This is a genomic window from Hymenobacter arcticus (genome assembly GCF_054779975.1).
This window is the reverse complement of the sequence record NZ_BAAGXF010000004.1, coordinates 309,743-334,525: the sequence shown is the minus strand read 5'-3', so window position 1 is coordinate 334,525 and position 24,783 is coordinate 309,743. Positions and strand designations below refer to the sequence as shown.

Annotated in this window: 22 protein-coding genes; 14 read left to right on the top strand and 8 right to left on the bottom strand. The window is 59.3% G+C overall.

Annotated features, from left to right (window positions below; genetic code table 11):
- The first annotated feature begins 70 nt into the window (after positions 1–70).
- The 8 genes from ACYVGC_RS10170 (at position 71) to ACYVGC_RS10135 (ending at position 9,161) form a co-directional block, all read left to right on the top strand.
- Positions 71–853, top strand: a complete 783-nt coding sequence (locus ACYVGC_RS10170; protein WP_460583714.1) for an enoyl-CoA hydratase-related protein — start codon at positions 71–73, stop codon at positions 851–853.
- Positions 854–2,017 carry a 3-hydroxyacyl-CoA dehydrogenase NAD-binding domain-containing protein gene (locus ACYVGC_RS10165; protein ID WP_460583713.1) on the top strand — a complete coding sequence of 388 codons (1,164 nt, stop codon included), beginning with the start codon at positions 854–856 and terminating at the stop codon, positions 2,015–2,017.
- Positions 2,014–2,451: a PaaI family thioesterase gene (locus tag ACYVGC_RS10160; protein ID WP_460583712.1), complete on the top strand. Its 438-nt coding sequence runs from the start codon at positions 2,014–2,016 to the stop codon at positions 2,449–2,451. Before ACYVGC_RS10165 ends, ACYVGC_RS10160 begins: the two co-directional genes overlap by 4 nt.
- A gap of 149 nt (positions 2,452–2,600) precedes the next feature.
- Positions 2,601–3,809 (top strand): thiolase family protein, encoded by a 1,209-nt coding sequence (gene pcaF, locus ACYVGC_RS10155; protein WP_460583711.1) that lies wholly within the window; start codon positions 2,601–2,603, stop codon positions 3,807–3,809.
- A 120-nt stretch (positions 3,810–3,929) separates the two neighbouring features.
- On the top strand, positions 3,930–5,990 hold the full coding sequence (gene paaZ / locus ACYVGC_RS10150) for a phenylacetic acid degradation bifunctional protein PaaZ (RefSeq protein ID WP_460583710.1): 2,061 nt from the start codon (positions 3,930–3,932) through the stop codon (positions 5,988–5,990).
- A 149-nt stretch (positions 5,991–6,139) separates the two neighbouring features.
- A complete protein-coding gene (locus tag ACYVGC_RS10145) occupies positions 6,140–6,901 on the top strand; it encodes an enoyl-CoA hydratase/isomerase family protein (RefSeq protein WP_460583709.1) in 762 nt (253 codons plus the stop codon).
- Between the two features lie 98 nt (positions 6,902–6,999).
- Positions 7,000–7,998, top strand: a complete 999-nt coding sequence (locus ACYVGC_RS10140) for an SPFH domain-containing protein (RefSeq protein WP_460583708.1) — start codon at positions 7,000–7,002, stop codon at positions 7,996–7,998.
- A 20-nt stretch (positions 7,999–8,018) separates the two neighbouring features.
- Positions 8,019–9,161, top strand: a complete 1,143-nt coding sequence (locus ACYVGC_RS10135) for a TFIIB-type zinc ribbon-containing protein (RefSeq protein WP_460583707.1) — start codon at positions 8,019–8,021, stop codon at positions 9,159–9,161.
- A 151-nt stretch (positions 9,162–9,312) separates the two neighbouring features.
- Here ACYVGC_RS10135 and ACYVGC_RS10130 read toward each other — a convergent pair whose 3' ends face one another.
- From ACYVGC_RS10130 to ACYVGC_RS10120, 3 genes are all read right to left on the bottom strand, one after another.
- Positions 9,313–9,870, bottom strand: a complete 558-nt coding sequence (locus ACYVGC_RS10130) for a 3'-5' exonuclease (protein WP_460583706.1) — start codon at positions 9,868–9,870, stop codon at positions 9,313–9,315.
- Positions 9,871–9,875: 5 nt separating this feature from the next.
- Complete coding sequence (locus ACYVGC_RS10125; protein ID WP_460583705.1) at positions 9,876–10,676, bottom strand: hypothetical protein; 801 nt, start codon at positions 10,674–10,676, stop codon at positions 9,876–9,878.
- A 74-nt stretch (positions 10,677–10,750) separates the two neighbouring features.
- The gene (locus tag ACYVGC_RS10120; protein ID WP_460583704.1) at positions 10,751–12,562 is read right to left on the bottom strand and encodes an ABC transporter ATP-binding protein; all 1,812 of its coding nucleotides are present in this window, start codon (positions 12,560–12,562) and stop codon (positions 10,751–10,753) included.
- A gap of 109 nt (positions 12,563–12,671) precedes the next feature.
- Here ACYVGC_RS10120 and ACYVGC_RS10115 point away from each other — a divergent pair, with 109 nt between their 5' ends.
- Together ACYVGC_RS10115 and ACYVGC_RS10110 are read left to right on the top strand one after the other, a co-directional pair.
- Positions 12,672–13,343 carry a porin family protein gene (locus ACYVGC_RS10115; protein WP_460583703.1) on the top strand — a complete coding sequence of 224 codons (672 nt, stop codon included), beginning with the start codon at positions 12,672–12,674 and terminating at the stop codon, positions 13,341–13,343.
- A 279-nt stretch (positions 13,344–13,622) separates the two neighbouring features.
- Positions 13,623–13,916 carry a hypothetical protein gene (locus tag ACYVGC_RS10110; protein ID WP_460583702.1) on the top strand — a complete coding sequence of 98 codons (294 nt, stop codon included), beginning with the start codon at positions 13,623–13,625 and terminating at the stop codon, positions 13,914–13,916.
- A gap of 121 nt (positions 13,917–14,037) precedes the next feature.
- Here ACYVGC_RS10110 and ACYVGC_RS10105 read toward each other — a convergent pair whose 3' ends face one another.
- Both ACYVGC_RS10105 and ACYVGC_RS10100 read right to left on the bottom strand, forming a co-directional pair.
- Positions 14,038–14,475, bottom strand: coding sequence for a hypothetical protein (locus tag ACYVGC_RS10105; protein WP_460583701.1), 438 nt, complete (start codon positions 14,473–14,475; stop codon positions 14,038–14,040).
- 89 nt (positions 14,476–14,564) lie between these two features.
- A complete protein-coding gene (locus tag ACYVGC_RS10100; RefSeq protein WP_460583700.1) occupies positions 14,565–14,993 on the bottom strand; it encodes a hypothetical protein in 429 nt (142 codons plus the stop codon).
- 374 nt (positions 14,994–15,367) lie between these two features.
- Here ACYVGC_RS10100 and ACYVGC_RS10095 point away from each other — a divergent pair, with 374 nt between their 5' ends.
- Entirely contained in the window at positions 15,368–16,861 is a 1,494-nt protein-coding gene (locus ACYVGC_RS10095) for a dihydrolipoamide acetyltransferase family protein (protein ID WP_460583699.1), read from the top strand.
- Between the two features lie 162 nt (positions 16,862–17,023).
- Positions 17,024–17,236, top strand: a complete 213-nt coding sequence (locus ACYVGC_RS10090; RefSeq protein ID WP_460583698.1) for a hypothetical protein — start codon at positions 17,024–17,026, stop codon at positions 17,234–17,236.
- Positions 17,237–17,307: 71 nt separating this feature from the next.
- On the opposite strand, the gene ACYVGC_RS10085 is transcribed toward ACYVGC_RS10090, so the two are convergent.
- Both ACYVGC_RS10085 and ACYVGC_RS10080 read right to left on the bottom strand, forming a co-directional pair.
- Positions 17,308–19,446 carry a S9 family peptidase gene (locus ACYVGC_RS10085; RefSeq protein ID WP_460583697.1) on the bottom strand — a complete coding sequence of 713 codons (2,139 nt, stop codon included), beginning with the start codon at positions 19,444–19,446 and terminating at the stop codon, positions 17,308–17,310.
- A 71-nt stretch (positions 19,447–19,517) separates the two neighbouring features.
- A complete protein-coding gene (locus ACYVGC_RS10080; protein ID WP_460583696.1) occupies positions 19,518–20,321 on the bottom strand; it encodes an alpha/beta hydrolase in 804 nt (267 codons plus the stop codon).
- Positions 20,322–20,418: 97 nt separating this feature from the next.
- Between ACYVGC_RS10080 and ACYVGC_RS10075 the strand changes: the two genes are divergently transcribed.
- A complete protein-coding gene (locus ACYVGC_RS10075; protein WP_460583695.1) occupies positions 20,419–21,015 on the top strand; it encodes a Uma2 family endonuclease in 597 nt (198 codons plus the stop codon).
- A 154-nt stretch (positions 21,016–21,169) separates the two neighbouring features.
- On the opposite strand, the gene ACYVGC_RS10070 is transcribed toward ACYVGC_RS10075, so the two are convergent.
- Positions 21,170–23,803: a valine--tRNA ligase gene (locus ACYVGC_RS10070; RefSeq protein WP_460583694.1), complete on the bottom strand. Its 2,634-nt coding sequence runs from the start codon at positions 23,801–23,803 to the stop codon at positions 21,170–21,172.
- 823 nt (positions 23,804–24,626) lie between these two features.
- Here ACYVGC_RS10070 and ACYVGC_RS10065 point away from each other — a divergent pair.
- Positions 24,627–24,782, top strand: a complete 156-nt coding sequence (locus ACYVGC_RS10065) for a hypothetical protein (RefSeq protein ID WP_460583693.1) — start codon at positions 24,627–24,629, stop codon at positions 24,780–24,782.
- The last annotated feature ends 1 nt before the right edge of the window (position 24,783 follow it).

The window sequence follows — 24,783 nt, the reverse complement described above, 5'->3', positions numbered from 1 at the left end:
CGACTACCTACGCGAGATGCTCGCTGCGCTTGCGCACGAAGCGGAAGCTTCGCGCTACATTTTCTTTCTCATGTCTGATTCCTCCCTGCTCTACTCTTTCGCCGACGGCGTGGCCACGCTGACCTTCAACCGGCCCGACGTTTTCAACAGCATCAACAAGCCCGTGGCGCTGGCTTTGCAGCAGCATCTGCGTGATTGCCAGGCCGATGCCACCGTGCGGGCCGTGGTGCTTACCGGCACCGGCCGCGCCTTTTGCGCGGGCCAGGACCTGGCCGAGATAACGGGGCCCAACGCGCCCGACGTGTCGGAAATTGTGGAAAAGCACTACAACCCTATCGTGTTGCTTATCAGGGAGTTGGAGAAACCCGTAATTGCGGCCGTAAACGGCGTGGCGGCTGGCGCAGGCGCTAACCTGGCGTTGGCCTGCGACATCGTGGTAGCCAAGGAGTCAGCCGCCTTTATTCAGGCCTTCAGCAAGATAGGTTTGGTGCCCGATAGTGGCGGCACCTACTTTCTACCCCGCCTCGTGGGCATGCAGCGCGCCAGCGCCCTCATGCTCACCGGCGACAAAGTAAGCGCCGCCGAGGCTGTGCAGATGGGCATGATTTATAAAGCTTTTGCCGACGAAAGCTTTGACCAGGAAGTAGCCAAGCTAGCCCACAAAATGGCCAAGCTGCCCACCAAGGGCCTCGCCTACACCAAGCAGCTCCTCAATAGCTCCTACGCCAACGATGTGGCCCAGCAGCTGCGCGCCGAGGGCGACTACCAGCTGCGCGCCGGCCACACCACCGACTACCGCGAGGGCGTAGCGGCTTTCCTAGAAAAGCGCCAGCCCACCTTCACCGGCCAGTAGATGATGACCATCGGAATTATTGGCAGTGGCGCGATGGGCGCGGGCATTGCACAGGTAGTGGCCACGGCCGGCCACCCCGTGCGCCTGCTCGACCAGAACGCGGCGGCCCTTGCAAAAGCCCAGGCCGGCATAGCCGCCAGCCTGCGCAAGCTGGCCGAGAAAGGCAAACTGACCACGGAAATGGCGGAGGCAGCCATCGGCCGCCTCCATCCCACGGCCGACATGCAGGACTTTGCCGATTGCAGTCTGGTTATCGAGGCCATTGTGGAGGACCTGACCGTGAAGCAGCAGGTTTTCAAGCAGGTAGAAGCCATTGTAGATGCTGATTGCGTGCTGGCCAGCAACACGTCATCGCTCTCCATCACCTCCATTGCGGCGGCTTGCCAGCGGCCCGAGCGCTTTATCGGCATCCACTTTTTCAACCCAGCGCCGCTCATGCAGCTGGTCGAAATTATTCCGGCGGTGCAAACCCGCGCCGGGCTGGCCGACGAAATAAAGGCGCTGGTGGCCGGCTGGGGCAAGCGCCCGGTGCTCACCCAGGATACGCCCGGCTTCCTCGTGAACCGCGTGGCGCGGCCGTTCTACGGCGAGGCCATCCGGATTTTAGAGGAAGGCATTGCCGACATCGCCACCATCGACTGGGCCCTGACTGAGCTGGGCGGCTTCCGCATGGGGCCGTTTGCGCTGATGGATTTTATCGGCCACGACGTCAATTACCGGGTCACGGAATCGGTGTTTACCGCCTTTTTCTACGACCCGCGCTACCGGCCGTCGTTCACGCAGCGGCGGCTGTTTGAGGCCGGCTACTACGGCCGCAAGGCGGGGCGCGGTTTCTACGACTACGGCGCCGGGGCCAGCCCGCCCGAGCCCAACCGCGACCCTGCGCTGGGCCAGCGCATTGTGCAGCGCGTGCTGGCCATGCTCATCAACGAGGCCGCCGAGGCGCTGCACCTGCGCGTGGCCTCGGCCCCCGACCTGGAGCTGGCCATGACTACCGGCGTCAATTACCCCAAAGGCCTGCTGGCCTGGGCCAACGAGTTGGGGCCGGCCACTGTGCTGGCCACGCTCGACGGCCTCTACCACGACTACCACGAGGACCGCTACCGCGCCAGCGTGCTGCTGCGCCGGTTAGCCCGTGACAATCAATTCTTTCTGACCCCATGAGTACTTCTGCCGACCACCACGAACCCCACCACGCTGTGCAACACTGGCTCACCACCCGCGACCCATTCAGCGCGTGGCTGGGGGTGATTGTGGAAGAAGTAAGGGCCGGCTATTGCCGCCTGCGCCTGCCGGTGCGCCCCGACATGCTCAACGGCTTCGGCATGGTGCACGGCGGCGTCACGTTTGCGGCCGCCGACACGGCGTTTTCCATCGCCTGCAACACCCACGGCCGCCAGAGCGTGGGCCTCACCGTCACCATCGACTACCTGGAGCCCGGCCGCCCCGGCGACGTTATTACTATTGAAGCCGAGGAAGCCAGCCTCAAGCACCGCGTGGGCGTGTACGAGGTGGGTATCCGCAACCAGGACGGCCTACGGCTGGCCCTGTTTAAGGGCACGGCCTACCGCACCAGCACGGAGAACAATCCTGCCTAACTAACTGACAGGTAAACCAATAAGTGAATGTCATGCAGACCGCAGGGCAGCATCTCGCGTGGGGTTGTAATCAAGTGGTTCGAACGAGTTAGCTACTACCCCACGCGAGATGCTGCCCTGCGGTCTGCATGACAACGATTTAGCATACTATGAATCAGGCCTATATCATTGACGGCGTGCGCACGCCCATTGGCAACTTTGGCGGCACGCTGGCCGCCGTGCGCCCCGACGACCTCGCCGCGCTCACCATCCGCGAGCTGCTGGCCCGCCACCCCACGGCCGACCCGGCCGCCATTGCCGATGTAATCTTGGGCTGTGCCAACCAGGCTGGCGAAGACAATCGCAACGTGGCCCGCATGGCGGCGCTGCTGGCGGGCCTGCCCTACTCGGTGTCCGGCGAAACCATTAATCGCTTGTGTGCCAGTGGCTTATCAGCCGGAATCGCGGCGGCCCGCGCCATTCGGAGCGGCGACGGCAACCTGTTTGTGGCCGGGGGGGTCGAGAGCATGACCCGCGCCCCCTTCGTGATGTCAAAGCCTTCGAAAGCCTTCGGCACCGACTCTCAAATGGCCGATTCAAGCTTTGGCTGGCGCTTCGTCAACCCCACCATGCAGGCCGCCTATGGCACCGACGCCATGGGCGAAACCGCCGAAAACCTGGTGGACCAGTACCACATCAGCCGCGAGGACCAGGATACATTTGCCCACGCCTCGCAGCAAAAAGCCGCCGCCGCGCAGCAGCGGGGCCGCTTTAGCACCGAGATACTACCCGTGCCCATTCCGCAGCGCAAGGGCGAGCCCGTGCTATTTGCGGCCGATGAGTTTCTCAAGCCCGACACGTCTTTGGAAGGGCTAGCTAAGCTGCGCCCCGCCTTTCGCAAAGCCGGCGGCACCGTAACGGCCGGCAACGCCTCGGGCCTCAACGACGGAGCCGCCGCCCTACTTTTCGCCTCCGAGGCCGGCATCAAGCAGCACGGCCTCACGCCCAAAGCCCGCATCGTGAGCATGGGGGTGGCCGGCGTCGAACCCCGCCTCATGGGCATCGGCCCGGTGCCGGCCAGCCACCTCGCGCTCAAAAAAGCGGGGCTGACACTCAATGACATCGAACTTATTGAGCTCAACGAAGCCTTCGCGGCGCAGTCGCTGGCCTGCATCCGCGCCTTCGGCCTGGCCGACGACGACCCGCGCATCAACCCCAACGGCGGGGCCATTGCCCTGGGCCACCCGCTGGGCATGAGCGGCGCGCGCCTGCTCAACACCGCCGCCCTGGAGCTGCATCAGCAGCAAAAGCGCTACGCGCTGGTGACGATGTGCATTGGCGTGGGGCAAGGCTACGCCGTGATTATTGAGCGGGTGTAATTTTTTGAGCTGTTAGCTTTTAGCTGATGGCTGATAGCTTTCGTTCACAGTCGCCAGTTCATTTTCAATTCCCACCCAAAAAAAGCTAATAGCTAATAGCTATCAGCTAACAGCTCAAAAATGCGCACCCTCGAAAACTACACCCTTGGCCGCTGGCAGCCCGGCGGCTCCGACCCGCACGAGCTGCGCGATGCCAGCACCGGTGAAGTCATTGCCCTGGCTAACACCGAAGGCTTTGATTTTGAGCAGATTCTGGCCTACGGCCGGCGCGTGGGTAACCCCGCCCTGCGCCATATGACTTTTCACGAGCGCGGGCGGATGCTGAAGGCGCTGGCCTTTCACTTGCAGGAAAAAAAGGAGCTTTTCTACGAGCTGAGCTACCGCTCGGGGGCCACGCGGGCTGACTCGTGGATTGACATTGAGGGCGGCATCGGCAACCTGTTTGCCAACGCCTCGCTGCGGCGTAAGTTTCCGGACAAGCCATTTTACGTGGAGGGCGAGCCGGTGGGCCTGAGCAAGGGCGGCACCTTTATGGCGCAGCACCTGCTGGTGCCCAAGGAGGGCGTGGCCGTGCACATCAACGCCTACAACTTCCCCATCTGGGGCATGCTAGAGAAAATCGCGGTGAACCTGCTGGCCGGCATGCCCTCCATGGTGAAGCCCGCCGTGCCCGGTGCCTACCTCACCGAGGCCGTAGTACGCGAGATTATCGCCAGCGGCATTTTGCCCGATGGGGCCTTGCAACTGGTGGTGGGCTCGGGCCAGGGCATTCTGGACCACGTGACGTACCAGGATGTGGTCACGTTTACCGGGTCGGCCGCCACCGGCGCCAAGCTGCGCGCCCACCCGCGCATCATCAGCGAGGCGGTGCCGTTTACCCTGGAGGCCGACTCGCTCAACGCCGCCGTGCTGGGGCCCGATGCCCGGCCCGGCACCCCGGAGTTCGACCTCTTTATCAAAGAAGTACGCAAGGAAATGACGGCTAAGTGCGGGCAGAAATGCACAGCTATCCGCCGCGCCATCGTGCCCGCCGAACTACTTGAAGATGTGCAGATTGCCCTGGGTAAAGCGCTGGCGCAGACCACCATCGGCCACCCGCAGGCCGAGGGCGTGCGCATGGGCGCGCTGGCCGGCCGCGAGCAGGCCGAGCGTCTGCGCCAGCAGGTGCGCCAGCTTGCCAAAACCACGCCCATCGTGTACGGTGACCTCGACCACGTGGAGATTCTGGGCAAGGAGCGCGGGGCCGACGCGGCCAAGGGCGCGTTTATCTCGCCCATTGTGCTGCGCAACGACCACCCGTTTGAGCACCTCGACAGCCACGAGCTGGAAGCCTTCGGCCCCGTGGTGACGCTCATGCCCTACCACGATTTGGGCGAAGCCGTGGCCCTGGCCAACCTCGGCAAGGGCTCGCTGGTGTGCTCGCTGGCCACCAACGACCCGCGCGCGGCCCAGGATTTTGTGCTGAGCGCGGCCACCCACCACGGCCGCATTTTGGTGCTCAATGGCGAGATGGCCAAGGAAAGCACCGGCCACGGCTCGCCCCTGCCGCAGCTCGTGCACGGCGGCCCCGGCCGGGCCGGCGGCGGCCAGGAAATGGGCGGCATCCGGGGCGTGGAGCACTTTATGCAGCGCGTGGCCTTGCAGGGCTCGCCCAGCATGATTACGGCCATCACGGAAGTGTACCAGACTGGGGCCAAGCAGGTTGAGTACGACAAGCACCCCTTCCAGCGCTATTTTGAGGAGCTGGAAATCGGTGAGACGTATACCACGCACAAGCACACCGTAACGGAGGCCGATATCAGCAACTTTGCCGGTATCTCGGGCGATAATTTTTACGCCCACGTCGATGCTACCTCGCTGGAAGGCACGCTCTTTACGGGCCGTGTAGCGCACGGCTACTACATTTTATCCAAGGCCGCCGGTATGTTCGTGGACCCGCGCAAGGGGCCCGTGCTGCTCAACTACGGCCTCGATGAGTGCCGCTTTACCAAGCCCGTGTACCCCGGCACCACCATCGGCGTGCAGCTCACGGTGAAGGAGAAAGTGGGCCAGGAAAAACGTGACGAAACCGACATCGCCAAGGGCATCGTGCGCTGGCTCGTAACCGTGACCGACGAAACCGGCGACACTGTGGCGGTGGCTACCATTTTGACGATGGTGAAGAAACTTCACCAAGCATAATTATTTTAATATCAATCAAATAAGAACGTCATGCTGAGCTTGTCGAAGCATCTCTACCACGCCGTGAGGGTTAGTAATCCTAGTGGCGTGGTAGCGATGCTTCACTGCGTTCAGCATGACGTTCTTTTTTGTCTTTCCCCACTCAATCTATGAGCGATACTCTCCCCGCCGGCCACGTCACGGTCGCTACCGACGCCGCTGGCATCACCACCGTCACGTTTTTTCACCCGGCTCATAACTCACTACCCAGCAATATTTTAGCTGAATTAGCCGCCGCCATAGCGAAAGCCGGCCAGGACGATGCCACCAAGGTTATCATCCTGCAAAGCGAGGGCGAGCGCACGTTTTGCGCCGGGGCCAGCTTCGACGAGCTGCGCGCCGTGACCGATGCGGCGCAGGGCCTGGCATTTTTCTCCGGCTTTGCGCACGTTATCAATGCCTGCCGCACCTGCAATAAGCTCATTATCGGGCGGGTGCAGGGCAAGGCCGTGGGCGGCGGTGTGGGCCTGGCCGCCGCTACCGACTACTGCCTGGCCACCACCCACGCGGCCGTGAAGCTCAGCGAGCTGGCTGTGGGCATCGGCCCCTTCGTGGTCGGCCCGGCCGTGGAGCGCAAAATCGGCACCTCCGCCTTCGGCCAGCTGGCCATCGACGCCACCGAGTTTCGCTCGGCCGAGTGGGCCGCCGCCCGCGGCCTTTACGCCGACGTGCTGCCCGACATTGCTGCCCTCGATGCGGCCGTGCGGGCGCTGGCCCAGCGCCTGGCCGCTTCCTCACCCGACGCCATGCGTGAGCTTAAGCAGGTGCTCTGGGCCGGCACCGCGCATTGGGACACGCTGCTGCTGGAGCGCGCCGCCATCAGCGGCCGGCTGGTGCTGTCGGAGTTTACGCGCGCGGCCATCGGCAAGTAGCGCGGGGTTGGGTGTAATGCCGGGGCACTTGCCAGCGAATAAGTATAGGCTTTCCTGCTTAGGTTGCGCCCGTTTTCCTCCTAACCCGCTGGCTGCTCATGGGGCTTTTTGATTTCATCCGCAACGAATTGATTGAGGTTATCGACTGGGTTGATAATTCCTCGGACACGCTCATCTGGAAGTTTCCGGACAACGAGAACAACCTCAAAAACGGTGCGCAGCTCGTGGTGCGCGAGTCGCAGGTGGCCATCTTGCTGGATGAGGGGCGCGTGGCCGACGTGTTTGGCCCCGGCCGCCACGTGCTGGCCACCGCCAACCTGCCGGTGCTCACCACGCTGCGCGGCTGGAAATATGGCTTCGAGTCGCCATTCAAGGTCGATGTTTACTTCGTGTCTACCAAGCAGTTCGCTAATCTGAAGTGGGGTACGCCCAACCCCGTTATCCTGCGCGACCCCGAGTTCAAGCAGGTGCGGGTGCGGGCGTTTGGCACCTTTGCGTTGCGCGTGCGCGAAGCGGCCAAGTTTCTGACCGAGTTTGCGGGCACGGCATCCGTGGTGCGCGTCGGCGACGTGGAGGGGCAGCTGCGCTCGGCCATCGTCAACAAGTTTTCGGATACCCTGGCCGAGGCCAACGTGTCGGTGCTCGACCTGGCCCGCAACTACCAGGAGCTGGGCGAACGCCTGCGCCCGCTGCTGCAAGACGATTTCGGCGCTTACGGCCTGGAGCTCACGCGCTTCTACCTCGAAAACGCCAGCTTGCCCCCCGAAGTCGAAGCGTTCCTCGACAAAACCACCCAAATGAACATGGCCGGCGACATGAGCCGGTTTCAGCAGTTTCAGGCCGGGCTAGCCGTGGAAAAAGCCGCCAGCCAGGAAGGCGGCATTGGCGGGGCCGCCGTGCTGCTGGGCGGCCTGGGCAACATGCTGGGCAATGCCACCGCGCCCGCCGCGGCCCCGGCCAGCCCCGCCCCCACCGCCAGCCCTAACCGCGAGCAGATAGTAGCCATGCTGCGCGACCTGGGCCAGCTAAAGGCCGACGGCATCCTGACCGAAGCTGAGTTTGACGCCAAAAAGGCGGAGCTGCTGGCCCGCCTCTAACCCCCTTCGCGCTGGCCCCCATGGATGTTGCTACCGAAAGCGCCCTGCGCGAATTGCGCGAGCGTGACTTACTGCGCGCGCCCTGCCTCAGCTGCGGGTCGAACCTCACGTTTCAGGCCGAAACCCAGCAGCTGGCCTGCGGGCACTGCGGCGCTACCCAAACGCTCACCTTCAGTGAAACCAAACTGGCCGAGCGCCCGCTCAGCGCCCTGCTCACCAGCGCGGAGCTGCCCGCCGACCGCGTGAGCGAGCAGCTGCTATTCCACTGCCCCAGCTGTGGCTCGCGCACCCGCGTCAACGCCGACCAGCCCACGCTCAGCTGCGGCTTTTGCGGCAGCCGGGCCATCAACCCCGAGGCCCAGCGCACCCGTCTCATCGAGCCGGCCGGGGTGCTACCCTTCCGGCTGGGGCGACCGGGCGCCACCATAAGCTTTCGCACATGGCTGGCGGGCAAGTGGCTGGCCCCCAATAAGCTGCAAAGCGGCGCGGTGCTCGACAATCTGCACGGTATCTACCTGCCCTTCTGGACGTTTGATGCGCAGGCCTACTCCGAATGGCAGGGCGAGCGCGGCGACCATTACTACGTGTCGGTGAGCGGCACCGACAGCCAGGGCCGCCCCACCACCCGCCAGGAGCAGCGCACCCGCTGGCGCACCGAACGCGGTACCCACGAGCACTTCTATGATGACCTCCTCACGCTGGCTTCCCGCAGCCTGGCCAACCAGCAAAACCACGTGGAGGCGGTGCTGGATGACTACAACCTCGACGCGGTAATCGACTACGATGCCCGCGTGCTGCTGGGCTGGGAGGCCGAAGTCTACAGCATCGACCTGGCCGAGGGCCTGCAAGAGGCCCGCACCACCTTCCGCGAGCAGGAGCACGACAGCTGCAAACAGGAACTGGGCGGCGATGAACAGCGTGGCCTCCAGGTGCACACCGTCCTCACCGAAGAGTCGTTCAAGCACCTGCTGCTGCCGCTCTGGGTGTGTGCCTATCTATACCAAGGCAAGCTCTACCACTTCCTCGTTAATGGCCAAACCGGCCGGGTCAGCGGCTCCTACCCCTACTCGCCGTGGAAAATAGGGTTGCTCGTGCTGCTGGGCTTGCTACTGGCGGGTGCTGTTTACTATTTCATCAATCAGCACCATAATAGTGCCCGTTAATGAATAGTTTATATTAAAAGAGAACGTCATGCTGAGCTTGTCGAAGCATCTCTACCGTGTAACTAACTCTAAATATTAAGGTTAGGGTCACACTAGTAATGGAGATGATTCACTATATTTTTTTTACAGTAAACTAATTAATGATGAGTACTTATTCACCAATTAGAAGAAGCAGTTTTTTATAAACGGCAAAACATAATTCAGCGTCTTGATATGCATTATGATGTGTTGACCTTTGCAAACCAAAATAGTTAACACAATCAGATAATGAGCTTACCTGGGTATTAAACTTTCCAAGCCTGCTAGCTACCTGTGATATCGTTTGCACATCAATATGTCTGTAATTAACTTTATTAAAGTCATCTATCATACCATTTTCGTAGCATATTTTTTTAAAAAAACCTACATCAAAGCTAATATTCCAAGACGCAAAGCAAAATTCATGGCCTAATAATTCAAAGAAATTCTGAATAACATGTCTTCTTGATGGACTTTTTATCAAATCTTTATGTGAGATTCCATGAATATGAAACGATTCTTCGCTAATAAATTTTCCTTCAGGAAGTTGAAATCTAGAATAAAATTTATTTTCAATTATAAGTTCATTGTTTACAACAATTGCACCAACTTCTATAGGCTCGTCGCTGTAAATATTAATTCCGGTGGTTTCAAAATCAATGAAACAAATTTTGGATGAAGTATTCTTCATGCTCCTTAGAAATTTTTTAATTCGTAAAAGCTAGATTCTTCTATTACACCTTTTATTTCATCCATACATTTTCTAAATATACATCCATTATTGCCGTTATCGCGAACATAAAGTGCCATTGGTTTAACAGATTTATCGGTAGAAATTTTTGATGGACAAAATAAAATATGGTCATCAAGTTTATAAAAGGAATAAAATACAGGATGTTTTTTCATTAGAAATATCTGCACCTTAGCCTTTAAAAGTTTCTTCTTTTTTAATTCACCAAAATACGAAGTTAAGGTTTGTTGAGATTCCAATACTCTCTGTTTTATACGCATGACATTATAATTCGGGTCATTTGCTCCCCAATGCTTGCCAAGGCCATTTATAAATTCATTATCTTCGTGATACATAAATATTTTAATTGTTGACTTTCTTTTAGCTACTATATCAAGTGAGTCCCTAATATTACTGAAAGTAGTTTGCCCATAGGTAAGATAAATTATTATATCATTCGAGTTACTTACTGCTTTACGCAAATCAAAATCAGAAAAATTCTGATAGTATTTCATAATACCTGCACCAAGCACTTCTTTGGACATTTCAAAGTGCTTTAGCATGTTATCTGCTATTTCTGACCTAGATGAAAGGTCAAAATAAATACCAACAATTAACCCAGTTAGTATTGCCAATAAAATATTAAATACTACATTTATAGATGTATTTGCTATACCTATTTTATAAACAGTCTTCAGGTATTCAAATAGAAATACTAGAGCCAATAAAGAGATGACTCCGAGCCATAGGTAGCCTTTCTTATTCATTCTTATGTATTTTTTAAGTTGTTGAGCAGATTGTGTCTTGGCACATTTTTAAATATTCAAAGTGTGAATCTAACTCACAGAGCCGTATCCAGCACATCGTCGCCGTCGTCGGCCATTGATTTAGCTAGCTTCTCGATGTTGAGGCTGCGCGCCGAGGCGTCGAAAATCTCGCGGTAGGTGCCGCGCTTTTCATAGAGTTCCATATGAGTACCGCTCTCCACGGCTTCGCCTTTTTTCATGACGTAGATGCAGTCGGCGTCCACAATCTGGGCGAGGCTGTGGGAGATGATGACCACCGTGCGGCCCTGCTTGATGGCGTCGAGGCTGTTTTTGATTTGCTCGGTGGCGATGGCGTCGAGGCTGGCGGTGGGCTCGTCGAGGAAGATGATAGGCGGGTTTTTGAGGAAGAGCCGGGCGATGGCGATGCGCTGCTGCTGGCCACCGGATAGCTGTTGGGCGTCGCTCTGGTAGCCCTTGGGCAGGTCCAGAATCTGGTCGTGGAGGTAGGCCTGGCGGGCGGCAGCCTCTATTTCGGCCTGGGTGGCGTTGAAGTTACCGTAGCGGATGTTTTCCTCAATGGTGCCTTTGAAAATGTGATTTTTCTGGAGCACCAGGCCAATTTGCTGGCGCAGGGCGGGCGTGTCATACTGGGCCAGCGGCTGGCCATCGAGGAAAACGCCACCGTTGTCGGGGCGATAAAACTCGCACAATAGGTTGATAATCGTACTCTTGCCCGCGCCGCTAAGGCCCACGAGCGCGGTGGTTTTGCCGGCCTCAATGGTCATACTCACATCGTGCAGGGCGGCTGTGCCGCTGGGGTAGGTGAAGTTGACGTGCCGCAGCTCGAACGTGCCTTCCAAATGCGCGGGGCGCAGCGGGCCGGGGCGCTCAGTCTGGTCGTCGGCGTCGAGGATGGCGAAGAAGCCCTCGGCGTAGGTCAGGGCCTCGTTCATCTCGTCATAGATGCGGTGCAGCTGCCGGATGGGCGCCGACACGTTGTTGAACAGCAGCACGTGAAACATGATGGCCCCGATGCTCATTTGGCCCGCCAGCACGAGGTAGGCGGTGAGCACGATGATGGCCACCACGCCAATTTGCTCGAAAAACGACTTGAGGCCGTCGTAGCGGAAGTTGGTTTTGCGGGTGGTGAGCTGGGCGGCCTCCAGCTTGTCTTGCACAGCCAGCTGCTTTTCACCTTCGTAGGCTTCGCGTACGAAGCTCTTAATCACCACAATACTATCGATGATGCTGATGAGGCCGTGGTTTTTTTCCTCGCGCAGGGCGCGCAGGGCGCGGCGGGTGCCGTTGAGGCGGTCGGCCTGCCGGTAGCTCAGCCAGAAATACACGGGCAGGATGGACGTGGCCACCAGGCCCACCCACTTATTGGCTAAGAACATGACGACCAGCGCTACCAGGGCATTGGCGAAGAGCGGCAGAATGTCGATGAAGAAGTTTTGGACCAGCTTCATTAGGCTTTCCACGCCGCGGTCGATGCGGGTTTGGAGCTTGCCGGTCTGGTTGCCGCTTTCGGTGAAGAAACCCAGCTCGTAGCCCAGTATTTTGGTGACGGCCGCCTCGGCCAGCGCGCCCGACACGCTGATACGGATTTTCTCACCGTAGTATTTCTGGCCGAAGGTGATGCCCGTGTTCAGCAATTCCTTGGCGAGCAGCAACACGCTCACCCACACCAACATTTGCCAACCGGCAGCCAGGCCCTGGCCTTGGTTGAGCAGACTTTGCACCGTATCAACGGTGTAGCGCAGCACAAACGGGTTGACCTGCGCGGCCAGCGAGCCCACCAGCGTGAGTAGCAACGTGCTGACGACCAGCTTACGGTAGGGCTGCACGAAGGGCAGCAGGCGTTGAATTATTTGCCAAAGACTCATCAAGCAATAGAAAGGGGGGCGAGCAAGTTAGACGAGCGGTCCGCGGCTGGGGTTATTGCCCGGCCCCAGGCCGGCAAACCACTCACCAGCCAACCTCGTATTTCGCCCCATGAAAAAATTAGTTATCAGCGCCGTGGCGGCTATGCTGCTGGCCGTAGCGGCGGCCCCGGCGGCCCACGCGCAATCCGTTCGCTTTGGCCTCAAGGCCGGGGCCAACCTCTCCAACCTGTCGGGCGACCTGGCCAACCAGAGCCAGTACAACAACCGCGTCGGCTTTCACGGCGGGGTAATGGTCAATTTCGGGTTGGCCAACGACCTGGTTTCGATTCAGCCCGAAATCCTGTACTCGCAAAAGGGCTTTAAATACGCCGACCAGTCGGTGACGGTGCTCGGCAACACCTACCGCAACGCCGGCAGCGTGCGCTACGACTACCTCGACGTGCCCATCCTAGTGCGCCTCAAGGTGAGCGGCGTGTTTTTTGAAGTGGGCCCGCAGTACAGCTACCTGATGAACATCTCGACCGACCGCACCCAAACCTACAACGGCAGCGTGGTGGGCACCGCCGGCTCGGGCACCAGCAACCTCGACAACGTGAACCGCAACGAGCTGGGCTACGTGGGCGGGCTGGGCTTCCAGTCGAGCCAGGGCGTGCTGCTGGGCGTGCGCTACAACGGCGCGTTCACTGACTTTGCCAAGGACGGCTACAGCAACAACGACTTCCGCAATGCCCGCAACTCGGCATTTCAGGCCTACGTGGGCTTCCTGCTGGGCGGCAAGTAGCCGCTGCGCATTAGTGGCAACAGCCGCTGGCCCCCCGGGGCCAGCGGTTTTTTTGTGCACTGGCCCCGGCCACCATAAGTCCCGCACCGGGCAGCGGCTAAGGCTTCGGGTTGGTAGCAGCAAAGGCACAGTTGGTCGGGTGAGTGGGGGCAAACGTCGGCTTAATTGGCAGCCCGCGTACTATTTCCGGTACTAGCGCAGTTTAGCGTATGGTGGCAGGGTGCTGCCCGTGGCACTGCGCGGCAGTGCGCAGCTGCTTTTCTCCTTTTCCCCTACCCTATGTTGCGGATTGCCCTCCTGTTTTTTTGCCTGCTCGGCCTGGCAACTTCGGCGGCTACGGCCGGCCCCAGCGCCGCCCGGCGCACGCCCAGCGCCATGCGCGGCCAGCGCCTCACGCGCGGCAACCACGTGCCCATATACAAGGATTACCGCTACCATAGCCGCGAACGCCGGGGGCCACTCAGCTTCCTCAACTTTGGCAGCCGCCGGCAGATTACGGCCCGGCACCGCGCCAACAAAAACTCGACCCACGCCCCGCGCAAGCACGGCGGCCACACCAGCGGCTTGTTCTAAATTTCTGTCTATCAGTAAATTAACTAGTATCAAATTACCCTAAACCGCCCCACAAAGAAGCCCCGCGCCAATTGGCACGGGGCTTCTTTGCTAAGAAGCTGGCAAGCAACTAGCTATCGGTTTAGGCTTTGATTTTCACCTTGCCGTCTTTCTTTTTCATCTTGCTTTCCTTCATTTCCATGCCGCGCTCGCGGCGGTTGGTCTGCATGGTGTTGTATTTGGCAAGCTGGTCGGGGGTGAGTACGGCCCGGATTTGCTCATCATACTTGATGCGGCCGGTCTTGGCTTGGTCGCGCATTTGCTTGCGGTCGCCGGTGCCGGCTTGCATTTGGCCGCGCATGGCCGTCATTTCCTGGTCGCGGGCCAGCATGATTTGCTGCACCTTGGCCGACTGGTCGGCGCTGAGGCCCAGCTGCTTGGTGAGGCCCTGGGTTTGGCGCGAAGCCATTTCTTCGGGGGTGCGCTGCGGGCGGCCGCCGTCCTGGCCGGGGCTCATTTGGGCCGATGCGGCGGTGGCAGAAAGGGCAAAAGCCAGCAGGGGCAACAGAAAATTTTTCATATAAGTAGCTTATTTAAAGCAAGTTGTATTAGCACAGGAAATAATAGCCGGCGGCCAGTGGCACTTAGACGTTGGCCGGGGCGCAGGGTTTAGCGGCGGCGATACTGGGCTTCCCAACGGGTGCGCTCCTGGGCGGTCACGCGGTGGTTCTGGTCGTAGCCGTAGTTGTGGCCCTGCTCCCAGTTGCGGCGCTCGTCCTGCGTCGCTTTGTGGTCGCGGTCGAAGCCGTAGTTTTTGTTGCGGTCAAACTTGTCGTCGTGGCGGTCGTTGTCGTTGCGGTCATTCTTGTGGTCGTTGTCGCGGCGGTCGTCGTGCTTGTCGTTGCGGTGCTGGGCCTCGTAGCGGGCGCGCTCCTGGGGCGTTACGCGGTGGTTGCGGTCGTAGCCGTAGTTGTTGCCGGGGCCCTGCTGGTAGCGGATATCACGGTCGTGGTCGTTGGCAGGAGCAGGAGCGGCAAAAACGCTGGTAGCGGCGAGCAAGGCAGTGGCGGCGAACGTGGCGAATAGATTGGCTTTCATGACGTTTTTTAAATAAACTGTGGTGGTTACCGGGCCAGTAGCAGCGGGGTGATTACCCCTTTGCAAACGAGCGACCACAAACCTGGCCCTACCTCCCGCTTTCGCGTCGGCCCCGCCTAAACCCCGACCAACGCCCACATTTCGCCGATTGAAAGCTGGCCGGAGGGCCGCGCCCTTGCTGCCAAATCTGGTAGCTACGGCCCGTGCGCGGCGGTTTTGGCACGGCAGCGGGGCCAGAATCAGCCGCAGGCTAACAGTTGTTCGTACTTAAGAGCGCCTTACCCGGCGGGGGCATTTGGCTGCTGCCTACCTTTGCGGCACGAAACTCCCTCCCACCCCACCCTACGTTTTTTAAGACCCCCAGCCCCCTGATTATGGCCCGAGTGGAAATGACGATGCCCAAGATGGGCGAATCCATCATGGAAGGCACCGTGTTGAAATGGCTCAAGCAAGTTGGCGACGCCATTGAGCAAGACGAATCGGTGCTGGAAGTAGCCACCGACAAGGTGGACACCGAAGTACCCGCCCTGCACGCCGGCACCCTGGCCGAAATACTGGTGCAGGAAGGCCAGGTAGTAGCCGTAGGCGCGCCCATTGCCATCGTCGAAACCGATGCCAACGCCGCCGCGCCTGCGCCCGCAGCCGCCGACAACAACACCGACAACTTGGAAGAGGCCAGCGCCAACCCGCCCCTCACCACCCCCGAAGTAGTGCGCTCGCTGCACAAGGCCCCGGCCGGCGACGAAAGCGTGCCCTACCTGCCCGGCCCCAACAACCCCGTGGATGCCCCCGCCGCGGCTGCTCCAGCACACCCTGTGCAGGAAGGCCGCTTCTACTCGCCGCTGGTGCTCAGCATCGCCCGCGAAGAAGGCGTGAGCATGAGCGACCTGGAGCGCCTGCCCGGCACTGGCCAGGATGGCCGCGTAACCAAAAAAGATATCCTCGACCACGTAGCGGGTGGCAAGCCTTCGCTGCAGCCAGCTTCGGCGGCCGCCCCAGTGGCAGCCGCGCCCGCTGCCCAGCCGGCACCAGCCGCCGCTGTTGCTCCCGCGCCCGCTGCCCCGCAGCCGGCCCCTAAAGCTGCTCCGGCACCCGCGGCGCCCGCTTCCAATGGCCAGGCAGCCCCAGCCGCCAGCAAGCCTGCGCCCTCGGTATCGGGTGGGCAGGAGTTGGTGGAGATGGACCGCATGCGCAAAATGATTGCCCAGCGCATGGTGGACTCCAAGCGCATTTCGCCGCACGTGACGAGCTTCGTAGAGGCCGACGTGACGGAGCTGGTGAACTGGCGCAACAAGCACAAGGATGCCTATAAGAAGCGCGAGGGCGAAAACCTCACCTTCACGCCCATCTTCATCCAGGCCGTGGCCCGCGCCATCCAGGATTACCCCGGCATCAACGTATCGGTCGATGGCGACTTCATCATCAAGAAGAAGGACATCAACATTGGGGTGGCCGTGGCGCTGCCCTCGGGCAACCTCATTGTGCCGGTGATTCACAACGCCGACCAGCTCAACCTCAACGGCCTGAGCAAGAAGATGAACGACCTGGCCAACCGCGCCCGCCAGAACAAGCTCAAGCCCGAAGACCTGGCCGGCGGCACCTACACGCTCAGCAACGTGGGCTCGTTTGGCAACGTCATGGGCACGCCTATCATTATGCAGCCGCAGGTGGCCATTATGGCCGTGGGTGCCATCAAGAAGAAGCCCGCCGTGATTGAGACGCCGCAGGGCGACCTCCTCGGCATCCGCCACTTTATGTTCTTGAGCCACAGCTATGACCACCGCGTGGTCGATGGCTCGCTCGGCGGCATGTTTGTGCGCAAAGTGGCTGACTATTTGGAGCAGTTCGACCCGAATACAACGGTGTAGCCGGCTTGCCTTTATTATAGATAGCACAAAAAGAGCGTCATGCTGAGCTTGTCGAAGCATCTCTACCACACCGATAGGGTTACTAACCCAACGCTGCGATAGGGATGCTTCGACAAGCTCAGCATGACGTTCTTTTTACAAAACCTTACTAATTAGCATTATATGAAAAACATCCTCTTCATCGTTACCCTAGCCGTTTCACTGGGCCTCATTTTCTTCCTCTACTGGCAGCTCACCCTGACCCAGAACGCGCTGAAGGACGCCCAGGTAAAGAGCGAGGCCTGCCAGCAAGTCACCTTCCAACTGCAAGCCCAGTTGAGCGCCGACGAAAAAAGCGCGGCGGCCTCTTCGACCACCGCGCCTTCGGTAAAGTAGTGTAGAACGGAGTGGTACTCCGTTTGGCGCTCACGCAAGTCGCGCACCCAGAAACGGAGTGCCACTCCGTTTTACATTGCTTTCTTCTCGTCGAGCAGCAGGAACAGGAACGCGTATTGCCGCGCCACGTCGTGCAGCGCCTTGAAGCGGCCCGATGCGCCGCCGTGGCCGGCCTCCATGTCGGTGTGCAGCAGCAGCAGGTTCTTATCGGTTTTGGTGGCGCGCAGCTTAGCCACCCACTTGGCAGGCTCGAAGTATTGCACCTGCGAGTCATGCAGGCCCGTGATTACCAGCATATTGGGGTACGCCTGCGCTTTCACGTTGTCGTAGGGCGAATACGAGAGCATGTAGTCGTAGGCGGGCTTGTCGGCGGGGTTGCCCCACTGGTCGTACTCGCCGGTGGTGAGCGGAATGCTGGCATCCGACATGGTAGTGACCACGTCCACGAAGGGTACGGCCGCGATTACGCCCTTGTACAGCTCGGGGCGCATGTTGACCACGGCGCCCATGAGCAGGCCGCCGGCGCTGCCGCCCAGCGCGAATAGCTTGGCGGGCGAGGTATATTTCTCCTTGATGAGGTAGTCGGAGCAGTCGATGAAATCGGTGAACGAATTCATCTTGCGCATCATGCGGCCATCCTCAAACCACTGGCGGCCAAGTTCTTGCCCACCCCGAATACCGCACAGCACGTAGGCAAAGCCGCGGTCGAGCAAGCTCAGGCGGGCACTCGAAAACGTGGGATCCATGGAGAGGCCATACGAGCCGTAGGCGTATTGCAGCACCGGGCCCTGGCCGTTTTTGTGGAAGCCTTTTTTATACACCACGGCGATAGGGATGAGCTTGCCGTCGCGGGCGGTCACGAACTTGCGCTCGGTCACGTAGTTCTTTTTGTCGAACCCCCCGAGCACGGGCTGCTCCTTGAGCAGCGTCAGCTTGTGGGTGGCCATGTTATAGTCGTAGGTGCTGGCCGGCGTAGTAAACGAGGTGTAGGTGAGGCGCAACTGCGGGGTATCGAACTCGGGGTTGACGCCGATATAGGTAGTGTAGGCCAGTTCGCGGAAATCGACCACGCGCCCAATCTCATCCTTGAAGTTGATAACGCGCATTTGGCGAATGCCTTCCTCGCGCTCGTTCAGCACCAGGTAGTCCTTGAAGAGCTCCATCTGCTCCAGAAACACGTCGTCGCGCTGCGGAATCACTTCCGTCCAGCTACCGCGGCCGGTGCTGGTGAGTGGCGCGGCCATCACCTTGAAGTTGGGCGCTTCCCAGTTGGTGAACACGTAGAACTTGCCGTTGGCATCCTGCACGTCGTAGAGCAGGTCGGGCGTGCGCGGCGTAAACACCGTGAACGCACCCGTGGGCGTGCTGGCATCCAGAAAGCGGTACTCGGAGGAGAACGCGCTACCCAGCTCAATACCCAAGTATTTCTTTGATTTACTGCGGCTTACGTGCAGGCTAAACGTGTTGTCTTTTTCCTCATACACCAGCGCATCCTGGGCGGGGTCGGTACCCAGCGTGTGGCGATACACCTGGTAGGGCAACAGCGTGTTCACGTCCTTTTTGGCGTAGAACACCGTTTTGTTATCGGCCGCCCATACGCCGGTGCCCTCCACGTTGGCAATTTTCTCGGGGTATAACGCGCCGGTTTTCAGGTTCTTAAAGCGCAGCGTGTAGAGGCGGCGGCTCACGGTATCGGTGCTGTAGGCCAGCACCTCGTTGTTGTCGCTCACGGCGTAGCCGCCGATGGCGAAGTAGCTGTGGCCTTGGCCCATCTGGTTGCCGTGGAGGATGATTTCCTCGGGCGCTTGCAGGCTGCCAGCCTTGCGGCAGTACAGCGCGTACTCGCCGCCGGCCTCGTAGCGGCTGTAGTAATAGTAGCCGTTGTCGCGGTAGGGCACCGACTCATCCTGCTCCTTGATGCGGCCCTTCATCTCGGTGAACAGCTTGTCTTCCAAGCCCTTCACGGGGGTCATTTTATCGTCGAAGTAGGCGTTTTCGGCCTTGAGGTAATCGAGTACCTCGGGGTTTTCGCGCTCGTTGAGCCAGTAGTAGTTATCGGTGCGGGTGCCGTAGGGCGACACGAGCTGCTTGGCCTTAATGGCCACGGTAGGAGGATTTTGCATGGAAGAAGGGGGCGTGGCCTGGCCCTGCGCGGCCAGCGCCGCGAGGCTAGCCAGGCCGCTGAGCCAAAGAGTAGGGAGTCGTTTCATCCGGAAAAGGTTTTGGTTGACGACCCCAAAGAAAAGAAACAATGCGGCATTAAGTGCATTAATGCTAGTATTTACAGGATGTTACGCAGGGCTTGTTGGTACTGCGGCGTTGCCGTTAAGCCGTTGTGGCCCCCACCCCGAATGGTAAGTAACTGGTCGCCGGGCTTCGACAGCGCCTTTAGCCTGACCAAAGAATTGTAGGGAATCAGCTCGTCGTGGTCGCCGTGCACCAGCACAACGGGCGCGCTAACCTGCCGGATAAACGCATTGGTCGGCAACGGGTAGCGCAGCAAGAAATCAGGCAAAATCGGCCAGACGGGAATTGTGTGCGCCGCCATGTCGGCCAGGCTGTAGTAGGGTGCGTGCAAAAGCAGCCGCCGGGGCCGGGGCCGCGCCGCCAGCCACGTGGCCGGCCCCGTGCCGAGCGAGTAGACGGCAATAACCAATTGGCTTTCATCATAATGCGCAACTACTTGCTGATAAGCTAGTTCCACATCAGCCAGCAGCTGGGCTTGGCTGGTGATGGTGCCCGCACTTTTGCCGTAGCCCCGGTAGTCAAGCATGAATACGTCGTAGCCCAGCCGCGTGTAGGTGGCCGCTAGCTGGCCCCAATCGGCCAGGGAGCCCGCGTTGCCGTGCAGGAAAAAAACCAGGCCTTTGGGCGCGTCAGCTTTAAAAAGTAGGCCGCTCAGCTGCGTGCCGTCGGGGGCCGTAATGGGCCACTCGGCGTAGCGGCCAGGAAAGTTGAACCGATAAGCGGCCGGCAGCTTCTGCGGATAAAACAGGAGCGACTCCTGCTTGAAATAGAGCCACGCGCTAGCCAGCAGGTATACTGCTAACAGCAAGCCGATTGAGAACAGAAAAAAGTATTTCATGGGTGACTGCGCCCCAACCGTAAGCGCCCCATGAAGCTACTGGCAAGGCACTCATTAAGTTGCGGCCCAACTTGCCGTACCTTGTTTACTCATTCACATGGACTTTGCGATGGATGTTATCACGCTGAAAACCCCGGTGCTGGACCGCCTCACGGAAGAGGAATTTGCGCAGTTTTGCCTCGACCACCGCGACTTGCGCATCGAGCGCAACAGCAGCGGCCAAATCACCATTATGCCCCCCGTATTCACCGAAAGCGGCTTCACCAACAACGAGTTGTCCCGCCAGCTTGGCAATTGGAACCACCGCGCCCGGCTGGGCCGGGTCGGCGATTCTTCCACCGGCTACACCCTGCCCGACGGGGCCATGCTCTCGCCCGACGTGTCGTGGGTGGCCGAGGCGCGCTGGCAGGCGCTGCCGGAGGCCGACCGCCGGCGCTTCGCCCGCATCTGCCCCGATTTCGTGATTGAGCTGGCCTCGACTTCCGACCGCCTGCCCGCCCTGCTCACCAAAATGCATGACTGGCTGGGGGCCGGCGTGCGCCTGGCCTGGCTGGTGGTGCCCAGCACCGAAACCGTGCACATCTTCGAGCCGCCGCACCCGCCCCGCCTGGTGCAGGGCTTCGACCAGGTGCTGAGCGGCGACCCGGTATTGCCGAATTTTGAGTTGGAATTGAAGGAGTTACGGATTTCGTAACGTGTACAAAAAAGAACGTCATGCTCATCTGGCGTCCGCTTGTCGAAGCATCTCTACCACGCCATTAGGGTTAGTAACCCTTACGGCGTGGTAGAGATGCTTCGACAAGCGGACGCCAGATGAGCATGACGTTCTTTTTCAACCTATTTCACATCTACTCCAGCGCCTTCAAAGCCTGCTCCAAGGCCGCGATTTTCGCCTCCGCGTCGGCCAGCTTTTGGTGCTCGCGCTCCAGCACGTCGGGCTTGGCGTTGGCCACAAATTTCTCGTTGCCCAGCTTTTTATTCACCGAGTCGCGGAAGCCGATGGCGTAGCCCAGCTCCTTCTCCACGCGGGCGCGCTCGGTGGCGGCATCTACTTGGATATCAAGCGGGATGAAGAACTCGTTGCCGCCCAGCACGAAGCTGACCGCGCCGGCCGGCGCGTCCTGCGCAAACGACAAGTCGCTGAGGTTGGCCAGCTTGCGCACCAGCGGTGCGTAGGCCAGGATGGCGGCCTGGTCGTCGGTTTTTACGGCCAGCTCCAATTGCTTCACCGGACCTAAATTCTTCTGGTTGCGCACGTTGCGCACGCCGGCCACGATGGCCAGGGCCTTGTCCATTTCGGCCAGGGTATCGGCGCTGGCGGCGGGTGCGGTCACTTTGGGCCAGTGGGCTACGCACACGTAGTCGCGGTCGCCGCGCTCGGCCAGCTCGTGCCACAGCTCTTCGGTGATGAAGGGCATGAACGGGTGCAGCAGCTTGAGCAGCGTTTCGAGGAAATCGACGGTGGCGCTAAGCGTCTGGGCATCAATGGGGTGCTGGTAGGCCGGCTTCACCATTTCGAGGTACTGCCCGCAGAAATCGTCCCACAGCAGCTTGTACACCGTCAGCAGCGCGTCGCTCATCCGAAACTTCTCGAAGTGCTCGTCGAGCACCGCCACGGTTTCGGCCAGCTTGGCTTCAAACCAGCTCACGGCCTGCGCGTTAGCGAAGGGTAAGTTGTTGTCAACTTCCCAGCCTTTTACGAGGCGGAAGGCATTCCAGAGCTTGTTGTTGAAGTTGCGGCCCTGGTCAATCAGCTTCTGGTCGTAGAACAGGTCGTTGCCGGCGGGCGACGAAAACAGCATGCCCGTCCGCACCGCGTCGGCCCCGAAATCGCGGATGAGGTCAAGCGGGTCGGGCGAGTTGCCGAGCTGCTTGCTCATCTTGCGGCCCTGCGCATCGCGCACAATACCAGTGAGGTACACGTTTTTGAACGGCACTTCCTTGCGGAATTCCAGCCCGGCCATAATCATGCGGGCCACCCAGAAAAACAGGATTTCGGGGGCCGTTACGAGGTCGTTGGTCGGGTAGAAGTAGTTGATATCGGCGTTGTCGGGGTCGTCGAAGCCGTCGAACACCGAGATGGGCCACAGCCACGACGAAAACCAGGTATCGAGCACGTCCTCGTCCTGGCGCAGGTCGCTGGCTTGCAGGTCGTTGTTGCCGGTTTGGGTGCGAGCCAGCTCCAGGGCTTCGACCTCAGTCTGGGCCACTACAAACGAGCCATCGGGCAGGTAGTAGGCCGGAATGCGCTGGCCCCACCACAGCTGACGCGAGATGCACCAGTCGCGCACGTTCTCCATCCAGGCCCGGTACATGTTCTTGAACTTGGGCGGGTGCAGCTTGATGGTGTCGTTTTCCACCACTTCGAGCGCGGGCTTGGCGAGGTGCTCCATTTTCAGGAACCACTGCAAGCTCAGCTTGGGCTCAATCACGGCCCCGGTACGCTCCGACGTCTGCACGATGCTGGCGTATTCCTCGATTTTGTCGAGCAGGCCGGCTTCCTGCAAATCCTTCACGATGTTGCGGCGGGCCGCAAACCGGTCCTGGCCCACGTACAGCTCCGCCTTCTCGTTCAGCGTGCCGTTATCGTTCAGAATATCAATGACCGGCAGGTTGTGTTTCAGGCCCAGCTCGTAATCGTTGAGGTCGTGGGCTGGGGTAACCTTTAGCGCGCCCGTGCCGAAATCTACCGTCACGTATTCGTCCTGAATAACCGGAATTTCGCGGCCCAGCAGCGGAATGCGTACCTTATGCCCGGCCAGGTCGTGGTAGCGCGGGTCGGTGGGGTTCACGGCCACGGCCACGTCGGCCATCACGGTTTCGGGGCGCGAGGTGGCCACCGTGAGGAAGCGGCCGGGTTGGCCCACTACTTCATAGCGAAGATGATACATCTTGGCCTGGGTGTCCTTCGCAATCACTTCCTCATCCGAGATGGCGGTACCGCCTAGCGGGTCCCAGTTCACCATGCGCACACCCCTGTAAATGAGACCCTTGCGGTACAGGTCCACGAATACGCGCAGTACGGCCTCGGTCAGCTTAAGCTCCATCGTGAAGCGCGTGCGGCTCCAGTCGCAGGAGGCACCGAGCTGCTTGAGCTGCTCCAGGATGATGCCGCCGTACTTCTCCTTCCAGGCAAACGCGTGCTCCAGGAACTGCTCGCGGCTCAGGTCTTTCTTGTTGATACCCTGCTCCTTGAGCATGGCCACTACCTTGGCCTCGGTGGCGATGCTGGCGTGGTCGGTGCCGGGCACCCAGCAGGCTTCCTTGCCCTGCATGCGGGCGCGGCGCACCAGCACGTCCTGGATGGTATTGTTGAGCATATGGCCCATGTGCAGCACGCCCGTGACGTTGGGCGGCGGAATGACCACGGTGTAGGGCTGCTTGCGGGGGTTGGGTTTGGCTTGGAAAAAGCCCTGCTCCTGCCAGCGCTGGTACCATTTGGCTTCAACGTCGGCGGGCGAATAGGTTTTGGCGAGGGACATTAGGTCGGGGGTCTGCTACTAGGTAGCAAAAGTACGGCGGGGCTAGCGGCTAGTAGTGCACGTTTTGTAGTTGGGGTTTTTGCATCAAATAACTGCTCAGAACAGACTATTGCTTGCATTAGATAGTACCCACTGATATTTGCAGTGTATGAATAGCATTTTACAAACTGTTGCAGCTAAACCTACTACAAGCAAGTTAATAATAAGTGTTTGGCTGCTAAGTCTTCTTTTGACCATCCTTACCCTATTTACCAGACTAGAGTTTACCCCTCTTCCATTAGGTAATTTATCAAGATGTGCTGTATGGGGGCTAGCATTTCCAGCCTGTTATTTACTCAGGTTGCATAACCGCCGATTGTGCTGGCTTTGGATAATGCTACCTTGGCTTCTATGGTCGCTCTTGGTATGGGTTGAAGGAATGGCGATTTGGAATTCGTTATACAGAACACCCGACTACCCGCTCCGAGTAGCAATATTGGAACCACTAAAACTCATATTTGCCAATAAAGAGGATTGGATTAAACAACGCATAATATTTCGCCGTGGCTCGCAAGTAATTACACATCAGTACTTGTATGAAGTACCGCATGGCATTATGGATGTTCGCCAAGCTATAATCACTCCGCTCCTGCCTGGCTTGCAGTGGGCAACGCGCCTACCCATCGCGGGCCAAGGCGTAGTAGATGCTTCTTGGCAGCTAGTTGATAGTACAAGTGTCGCAATGAGCCAAGACACAGCATTAAATCGACGATTAAAACCCTGGCTTCTAAAGCACCCTGGATTTTAGTGAGTTTCACGTATCGAATCTTAGGGCTGACATAAATTGATACCCCTCACCTTCCCCCCATCCACCGCCGCGCGCGATGACCTCGGCGGCCAGCCTACTGTCGAAAACCTGGCGACCTACAGCCAGGGCATTTTTCCGTGCCCCGTGCAAGGCTGGCCGCTAACCTGGTTTTGCCCGCCGCCCTGCAAGTAGC

Excerpts from the sequence above, each read along its gene's own strand:
- ACYVGC_RS10090 (WP_460583698.1), top strand. The coding sequence starts at position 17,024 with ATGAAAAACATCCTCTTCATCGTTACCCTAGCCGTTTCACTGGGCCTC.
- pcaF (WP_460583711.1), top strand. The coding sequence starts at position 2,601 with ATGAATCAGGCCTATATCATTGACGGCGTGCGCACGCCCATTGGCAAC.
- ACYVGC_RS10075 (WP_460583695.1), top strand. The coding sequence starts at position 20,419 with ATGGACTTTGCGATGGATGTTATCACGCTGAAAACCCCGGTGCTGGAC.
- ACYVGC_RS10135 (WP_460583707.1), top strand. The coding sequence starts at position 8,019 with ATGGATGTTGCTACCGAAAGCGCCCTGCGCGAATTGCGCGAGCGTGAC.
- ACYVGC_RS10080 (WP_460583696.1), bottom strand. The coding sequence starts at position 20,321 with ATGAAATACTTTTTTCTGTTCTCAATCGGCTTGCTGTTAGCAGTATAC.
- ACYVGC_RS10165 (WP_460583713.1), top strand. The coding sequence starts at position 854 with ATGATGACCATCGGAATTATTGGCAGTGGCGCGATGGGCGCGGGCATT.
- ACYVGC_RS10170 (WP_460583714.1), top strand. The coding sequence starts at position 71 with ATGTCTGATTCCTCCCTGCTCTACTCTTTCGCCGACGGCGTGGCCACG.
- ACYVGC_RS10130 (WP_460583706.1), bottom strand. The coding sequence starts at position 9,870 with ATGAAGAATACTTCATCCAAAATTTGTTTCATTGATTTTGAAACCACC.
- paaZ (WP_460583710.1), top strand. The coding sequence starts at position 3,930 with ATGCGCACCCTCGAAAACTACACCCTTGGCCGCTGGCAGCCCGGCGGC.
- ACYVGC_RS10100 (WP_460583700.1), bottom strand. The coding sequence starts at position 14,993 with ATGAAAGCCAATCTATTCGCCACGTTCGCCGCCACTGCCTTGCTCGCC.
- ACYVGC_RS10115 (WP_460583703.1), top strand. The coding sequence starts at position 12,672 with ATGAAAAAATTAGTTATCAGCGCCGTGGCGGCTATGCTGCTGGCCGTA.
- ACYVGC_RS10120 (WP_460583704.1), bottom strand. The coding sequence starts at position 12,562 with ATGAGTCTTTGGCAAATAATTCAACGCCTGCTGCCCTTCGTGCAGCCC.
- ACYVGC_RS10145 (WP_460583709.1), top strand. The coding sequence starts at position 6,140 with ATGAGCGATACTCTCCCCGCCGGCCACGTCACGGTCGCTACCGACGCC.
- ACYVGC_RS10110 (WP_460583702.1), top strand. The coding sequence starts at position 13,623 with ATGTTGCGGATTGCCCTCCTGTTTTTTTGCCTGCTCGGCCTGGCAACT.
- ACYVGC_RS10160 (WP_460583712.1), top strand. The coding sequence starts at position 2,014 with ATGAGTACTTCTGCCGACCACCACGAACCCCACCACGCTGTGCAACAC.
- ACYVGC_RS10085 (WP_460583697.1), bottom strand. The coding sequence starts at position 19,446 with ATGAAACGACTCCCTACTCTTTGGCTCAGCGGCCTGGCTAGCCTCGCG.
- ACYVGC_RS10140 (WP_460583708.1), top strand. The coding sequence starts at position 7,000 with ATGGGGCTTTTTGATTTCATCCGCAACGAATTGATTGAGGTTATCGAC.
- ACYVGC_RS10095 (WP_460583699.1), top strand. The coding sequence starts at position 15,368 with ATGGCCCGAGTGGAAATGACGATGCCCAAGATGGGCGAATCCATCATG.
- ACYVGC_RS10070 (WP_460583694.1), bottom strand. The coding sequence starts at position 23,803 with ATGTCCCTCGCCAAAACCTATTCGCCCGCCGACGTTGAAGCCAAATGG.
- ACYVGC_RS10125 (WP_460583705.1), bottom strand. The coding sequence starts at position 10,676 with ATGAATAAGAAAGGCTACCTATGGCTCGGAGTCATCTCTTTATTGGCT.
- ACYVGC_RS10105 (WP_460583701.1), bottom strand. The coding sequence starts at position 14,475 with ATGAAAAATTTTCTGTTGCCCCTGCTGGCTTTTGCCCTTTCTGCCACC.